The 429-nt window shown below is 43.1% G+C and carries 1 protein-coding gene; it reads left to right on the top strand.

What is annotated here, in order from left to right; genetic code table 11:
- A partial coding sequence (locus tag QQZ18_RS15755) for a ParA family protein (RefSeq protein WP_284541904.1) occupies positions 1-429 on the top strand: 429 nt, incomplete at both ends.

Here is a 429-nt window from a genome sequence, read left to right as displayed (position 1 = left end):
AGTTGTCGATAGGGCTTGTAGCTGAGACTGCTGCACAAGCTATGCTTCAGAACGTCAGTCGAGAAGAACTACTTTCTGATTTCGTTGTACAGTCCGTGGTACCTGGGGTTGATATTATTCCTGCGTCAATAGACGATGCGTTCATGGCAGAGAGGTGGAAAGAACTATGCAATGAATATCTACCTGGTCAAAATATTCATGCCGTCCTCAAAGAGAATATTATAGATAAATTGAAGCATGACTACGATTTTATCTTCGTGGATTGTGGCCCACATTTAGACGCGTTTCTGAAAAATGGTATTGCTGCTGCAGATCTACTTTTAACCCCCCTCCCCCCAGCGACTGTGGATTTTCACTCCTCACTTAAATATATAGCAAGCCTTCCAGAGCTTATTGCAAAGATAGAGGAAGATGGTCAGGAATGTAAGC

The organism is Pleomorphomonas sp. T1.2MG-36, assembly GCF_950100655.1.
In the GTDB taxonomy this organism is placed as follows: Bacteria; Pseudomonadota; Alphaproteobacteria; order Rhizobiales; family Pleomorphomonadaceae; genus Pleomorphomonas.
Note: the sequence above shows the minus strand (reverse complement) of the source record. Positions and strands in the feature narration are given on the sequence as shown.